The sequence below is a fragment of the Neisseria subflava genome (assembly GCF_003044935.1).
In the GTDB taxonomy this organism is placed as follows: domain Bacteria; phylum Pseudomonadota; class Gammaproteobacteria; order Burkholderiales; family Neisseriaceae; genus Neisseria; species Neisseria subflava_E.
Window position 1 is genome coordinate 1 of the sequence record NZ_POXP01000007.1, and the last position, 6,377, is coordinate 6,377.

The 6,377-nt window shown below is 49.7% G+C and carries 1 protein-coding gene, 2 tRNA genes and 3 rRNA genes; all 6 read right to left on the minus strand.

Going from position 1 to position 6,377, the window contains the following annotated elements; genetic code table 11:
* Positions 1–285: 285 nt before the first annotated feature.
* Positions 286–573, minus strand: a complete 288-nt coding sequence (locus DBY95_RS10500; protein WP_107724257.1) for a ComEA family DNA-binding protein — start codon at positions 571–573, stop codon at positions 286–288.
* A gap of 287 nt (positions 574–860) precedes the next feature.
* Positions 861–974: ribosomal RNA gene (gene rrf, locus DBY95_RS10505) — 5S ribosomal RNA — on the minus strand.
* Between the two features lie 96 nt (positions 975–1,070).
* A 23S ribosomal RNA gene (locus DBY95_RS10510) occupies positions 1,071–3,959 on the minus strand.
* A gap of 348 nt (positions 3,960–4,307) precedes the next feature.
* Positions 4,308–4,383 (minus strand) — tRNA-Ala (locus tag DBY95_RS10515).
* Between the two features lie 5 nt (positions 4,384–4,388).
* A tRNA-Ile gene (locus tag DBY95_RS10520) sits at positions 4,389–4,465 on the minus strand.
* Positions 4,466–4,570: 105 nt separating this feature from the next.
* Positions 4,571–6,111, minus strand: a 16S ribosomal RNA gene (locus tag DBY95_RS10525).
* Together the 16S, 23S and 5S rRNA genes with 2 tRNA genes alongside form the textbook arrangement of a ribosomal RNA operon.
* Positions 6,112–6,377 lie beyond the last annotated feature (266 nt).

Consider the following 6,377-nt stretch of genomic DNA (forward strand, 5'->3'; position numbering starts at 1 on the left):
CGTCGCCAATATCGAAACCAACAGCATCACCACCAACAGCTGTATCAAAGAATACCCCCTCTGCACAGTTGCCCTATTCCGTTTTCCGTTAAATGCCTTTGAGTACATATCTTTATTCCCTTTATCTTTTATATCCCCTATCCGACAAGAGGCTATCCGTTTATCCCTTTACCCAATGAAAGCCCCATTAGCCCAAGTCTTCATTCCCGCCCCCCATACAAAGCCGCCCCGTGGCCCAACCGGCAAACGGTTCGGCCGCAGGGCGGCATATAGGCAGAGTCCGGCTTATTTTTTCACGGCAGGCTGGGCGGCCTTAGGCGCGACAGAAGAAACCGTCGCCTCCGCCTTCAACTTGTTCAGCACCGCATCACCGATGCCCTTCACGTTTTTCAGCTCCTCCACCGATTTAAACGCACCGTTCTTCTGACGGTATTCCACAATCGATTTTGCCTTAGCCGGACCGATACCCGGCAAGGCCTCCAGTTCGGCAGAAGACGCGGTATTGATGTTCACGGCGGCTAAAGAGAATGCTGCACAAACAGCAGCAAATGCACCAAATAAAATTTTCTTCATCAGATTTTTCCCATAACGTGTTTAATTGAATCAGTCAGAAAGTCTACCGAATGGTTTATTCCACTCTGTAAACACTGTCGCATATACGGGCCCATACCCGCATAAATGCTTACGACATATTAACGCAAATGCCGTTTAATTTCAAATATTCCAAACGGTTAATCGTAACTTTCGGTACTTTTGTTCAAGAATAACAACAGGTAATCATAATCCCCCTATCGCCAAATCGACAGAACCGACAGGTATGTAAAAAGCCCCCGACATCAGTCGGGGGCTTCGGAATGGGTGTTTGGCGGTGACCTACTTTCACATGGAAGAACCACACTATCATCGGCGCTGAGTCGTTTCACGGTCCTGTTCGGGATGGGAAGGCGTGGGACCAACTCGCTATGGCCGCCAAACTTAAACTGTTACAAATCGGTAAAGCCTTAATCGGTATAAATGGTGATGACTGAATCAGTCAGTAAGCTTTTATCATTTGAAGTTCTTCAAATGATAGAGTCAAGCCTCACGAGCAATTAGTATGGGTTAGCTTCACGCGTTACCGCGCTTCCACACCCCACCTATCAACGTCCTGGTCTCGAACGACTCTTTAGTGTGGTTAAACCACAAGGGAAGTCTCATCTTCAGGCGAGTTTCGCGCTTAGATGCTTTCAGCGCTTATCTCTTCCGAACTTAGCTACCCGGCTATGCAACTGGCGTTACAACCGGTACACCAGAGGTTCGTCCACTCCGGTCCTCTCGTACTAGGAGCAGCCCCCGTCAAACTTCCAACGCCCACTGCAGATAGGGACCAAACTGTCTCACGACGTTTTAAACCCAGCTCACGTACCACTTTAAATGGCGAACAGCCATACCCTTGGGACCGACTACAGCCCCAGGATGTGATGAGCCGACATCGAGGTGCCAAACTCCGCCGTCGATATGAACTCTTGGGCGGAATCAGCCTGTTATCCCCGGAGTACCTTTTATCCGTTGAGCGATGGCCCTTCCATACAGAACCACCGGATCACTATGTCCTGCTTTCGCACCTGCTCGACTTGTCGGTCTCGCAGTTAAGCTACCTTTTGCCATTGCACTATCAGTCCGATTTCCGACCGGACCTAGGTAACCTTCGAACTCCTCCGTTACTCTTTGGGAGGAGACCGCCCCAGTCAAACTGCCTACCATGCACGGTCCCCGACCCGGATTACGGGTCTGGGTTAGAACCTCAAAGACACCAGGGTGGTATTTCAAGGACGGCTCCACAGAGACTGGCGTCTCTGCTTCAAAGCCTCCCACCTATCCTACACAAGTGACTTCAAAGTCCAATGCAAAGCTACAGTAAAGGTTCACGGGGTCTTTCCGTCTAGCAGCGGGTAGATTGCATCTTCACAACCACTTCAACTTCGCTGAGTCTCAGGAGGAGACAGTGTGGCCATCGTTACGCCATTCGTGCGGGTCGGAACTTACCCGACAAGGAATTTCGCTACCTTAGGACCGTTATAGTTACGGCCGCCGTTTACTGGGGCTTCGATCCGATGCTTGCACATCTTCAATTAACCTTCCAGCACCGGGCAGGCGTCACACCCTATACGTCCACTTTCGTGTTAGCAGAGTGCTGTGTTTTTAATAAACAGTCGCAGCCACCTATTCTCTGCGACCCTCCAGGGCTTACGGAGCAAGTCCTTAACCTTAGAGGGCATACCTTCTCCCGAAGTTACGGTATCAATTTGCCGAGTTCCTTCTCCTGAGTTCTCTCAAGCGCCTTAGAATTCTCATCCTGCCCACCTGTGTCGGTTTGCGGTACGGTTCAATTCAAACTGAAGCTTAGTGGCTTTTCCTGGAAGCGTGGTATCGGTTACTTCATGTCCGTAGACACTCGTCATCACTTCTCGGTGTTAAGAAGACCCGGATTTGCCTAAGTCTTCCACCTACCGGCTTAAACAAGCTATTCCAACAGCTTGCTAACCTAACCTTCTCCGTCCCCACATCGCATTTGAATCAAGTACAGGAATATTAACCTGTTTCCCATCGACTACGCATTTCTGCCTCGCCTTAGGGGCCGACTCACCCTACGCCGATGAACGTTGCGTAGGAAACCTTGGGCTTTCGGCGAGCGGGCTTTTCACCCGCTTTATCGCTACTCATGTCAACATTCGCACTTCTGATACCTCCAGCACACTTTACAATGCACCTTCATCGGCCTACAGAACGCTCCCCTACCATGCCAGTAAACTGGCATCCGCAGCTTCGGTTATAGATTTGAGCCCCGTTACATCTTCCGCGCAGGACGACTCGACCAGTGAGCTATTACGCTTTCTTTAAATGATGGCTGCTTCTAAGCCAACATCCTGGCTGTCTGGGCCTTCCCACTTCGTTTACCACTTAATCTATCATTTGGGACCTTAGCTGGCGGTCTGGGTTGTTTCCCTCTTGACAACGGACGTTAGCACCCGCTGTCTGTCTCCCGAGGAACCACTTGATGGTATTCTTAGTTTGCCATGGGTTGGTAAGTTGCAATAACCCCCTAGCCATAACAGTGCTTTACCCCCATCAGTGTCTTGCTCGAGGCACTACCTAAATAGTTTTCGGGGAGAACCAGCTATCTCCGAGTTTGTTTAGCCTTTCACCCCTATCCACAGCTCATCCCCGCATTTTGCAACATGCGTGGGTTCGGTCCTCCAGTACCTGTTACGGCACCTTCAACCTGGCCATGGATAGATCACTCGGTTTCGGGTCTACACCCAGCAACTGTTCGCCCTATTAAGACTCGGTTTCCCTACGCCTCCCCTATTCGGTTAAGCTCGCTACTGAATGTAAGTCGTTGACCCATTATACAAAAGGTACGCAGTCACACCACAAGGGTGCTCCCACTGTTTGTATGCATCAGGTTTCAGGTTCTATTTCACTCCCCTCCCGGGGTTCTTTTCGCCTTTCCCTCACGGTACTGGTTCACTATCGGTCGATGATGAGTATTTAGCCTTGGAGGATGGTCCCCCCATATTCAGACAGGATTTCACGTGTCCCGCCCTACTTTTCGTACGCTTAGTACCACTATTGAGATTTCGAATACGGGACTATCACCCACTATGGTCAAGCTTCCCAGCTTGTTCTTCTATCTCGATAGTTATCACGTACAGGCTCCTCCGCGTTCGCTCGCCACTACTTGCGGAATCTCGGTTGATTTCTTTTCCTCCGGGTACTTAGATGGTTCAGTTCTCCGGGTTCGCTTCGCTTATCCTATGTATTCAGATAAGGATACCTCCTAAGAGGTGGGTTTCCCCATTCGGACATCGCGGGATCATAGCTTTATTGCCAGCTCCCCCACGCTTTTCGCAGGCTTACACGTCCTTCGTCGCCTATCATCGCCAAGGCATCCACCTGATGCACTTATTCACTTGACTCTATCATTTCAAGAACCTCTTTGACTTCGTTTGCCTACCCGTTGACTAGGGAAGCAAACTTGAAATTCCTACTTTGATAAAGCTTACTACTTTGTTGTGTCTTAATCCTGCCTTTTGTGTTTCAGGATTAAGTCGATACAATCATCACCCAAATACTGTGTTTGTTTTCTTTTCTCTTGCGAGAGATTTTTTATCCTTTGCAAAGAACAAAAAATCAAAACAAACTCATTGTCTTTGTTTGTTGATTTCGGCTTTCCAATTTGTTAAAGATCGATGCGTCGATATTTCACTTCGCAAATCAAAATAAGCTGCTAAGTATAGCAGGCTTCCTTTGATTTGTAAAGTTCTTGGTGGAGGCAAACGGGATCGAACCGATGACCCCCTGCTTGCAAAGCAGGTGCTCTACCAACTGAGCTATGCCCCCGTTCTTGGTGGGTCTGGGAGGACTTGAACCTCCGACCCCACGCTTATCAAGCGTGTGCTCTAACCAGCTGAGCTACAAACCCGGATTCTCTTCTTAAGCGAATCTTGTCTTCACTCAAGCTTTTCTCTTCCGCATCTTTTACAGTTTACCGATAAGTGTGAATGCATCAGACCTCTTCTTTCTCTAGAAAGGAGGTGATCCAGCCGCAGGTTCCCCTACGGCTACCTTGTTACGACTTCACCCCAGTCATGAAGCATACCGTGGTAAGCGGGCTCCTTGCGGTTACCCTACCTACTTCTGGTATCCCCCACTCCCATGGTGTGACGGGCGGTGTGTACAAGACCCGGGAACGTATTCACCGCAGTATGCTGACCTGCGATTACTAGCGATTCCGACTTCATGCACTCGAGTTGCAGAGTGCAATCCGGACTACGATCGGTTTTGTGAGATTGGCTCCACCTCGCGGCTTGGCTACCCTCTGTACCGACCATTGTATGACGTGTGAAGCCCTGGTCATAAGGGCCATGAGGACTTGACGTCATCCCCACCTTCCTCCGGCTTGTCACCGGCAGTCTCATTAGAGTGCCCAACTTAATGATGGCAACTAATGACAAGGGTTGCGCTCGTTGCGGGACTTAACCCAACATCTCACGACACGAGCTGACGACAGCCATGCAGCACCTGTGTTACGGCTCCCGAAGGCACTCCTCCGTCTCTGGAGGATTCCGTACATGTCAAGACCAGGTAAGGTTCTTCGCGTTGCATCGAATTAATCCACATCATCCACCGCTTGTGCGGGTCCCCGTCAATTCCTTTGAGTTTTAATCTTGCGACCGTACTCCCCAGGCGGTCAATTTCACGCGTTAGCTACGCTACTAAGCAATCAAGTTGCCCAACAGCTAATTGACATCGTTTAGGGCGTGGACTACCAGGGTATCTAATCCTGTTTGCTACCCACGCTTTCGAGCATGAACGTCAGTGTTATCCCAGGAGGCTGCCTTCGCCATCGGTATTCCTCCACATCTCTACGCATTTCACTGCTACACGTGGAATTCTACCTCCCTCTGACACACTCTAGTCACCCAGTTCAGAACGCAGTTCCCAGGTTGAGCCCGGGGATTTCACATCCTGCTTAAGTAACCGTCTGCGCTCGCTTTACGCCCAGTAATTCCGATTAACGCTCGCACCCTACGTATTACCGCGGCTGCTGGCACGTAGTTAGCCGGTGCTTATTCTTCAGGTACCGTCATCAGCTGTCGATATTAGCAACAGCCTTTTCTTCCCTGACAAAAGTCCTTTACAACCCGAAGGCCTTCTTCAGACACGCGGCATGGCTGGATCAGGCTTGCGCCCATTGTCCAAAATTCCCCACTGCTGCCTCCCGTAGGAGTCTGGGCCGTGTCTCAGTCCCAGTGTGGCGGATCATCCTCTCAGACCCGCTACTGATCGTCGCCTTGGTAGGCCTTTACCCCACCAACTAGCTAATCAGATATCGGCCGCTCGAATAACGCAAGGCCCGAAGGTCCCCTGCTTTCCTCCTCAGAGAATATGCGGTATTAGCTAATCTTTCGATTAGTTATCCCCCATTACTCGGTACGTTCCGATATGTTACTCACCCGTTCGCCACTCGCCACCCAAGAAGCAAGCTTCTCTGTGCTGCCGTCCGACTTGCATGTGTAAAGCATGCCGCCAGCGTTCAATCTGAGCCAGGATCAAACTCTTATGTTCAATCTCTAACTTATAACTTCTGGTCTGCTTCAAAGAAACCGACAGGACAATGTCTAAAACATCATCTTGTCTGTCTTTCAAACAGTGTGAGGCCTAATGCACTCACACTTATCGGTAATCTGTTTTTTAAAGAGCGAATCGAATTATACAGTACATTTAGCAAATGTCAACTAAAATTATCGAAAATTCTAACTAACTGTGTTATACTGTCTGCTTCGTTTTCTTCACCGCGTCAGCAGCGAAGAACCGAACTATACGCCTACCAA

What these genes read in the sequence shown, in the direction of transcription:
- DBY95_RS10500 (WP_107724257.1), bottom strand. Translation starts at nt 573, where the DNA reads ATGAAGAAAATTTTATTTGGTGCATTTGCTGCTGTTTGTGCAGCATTC.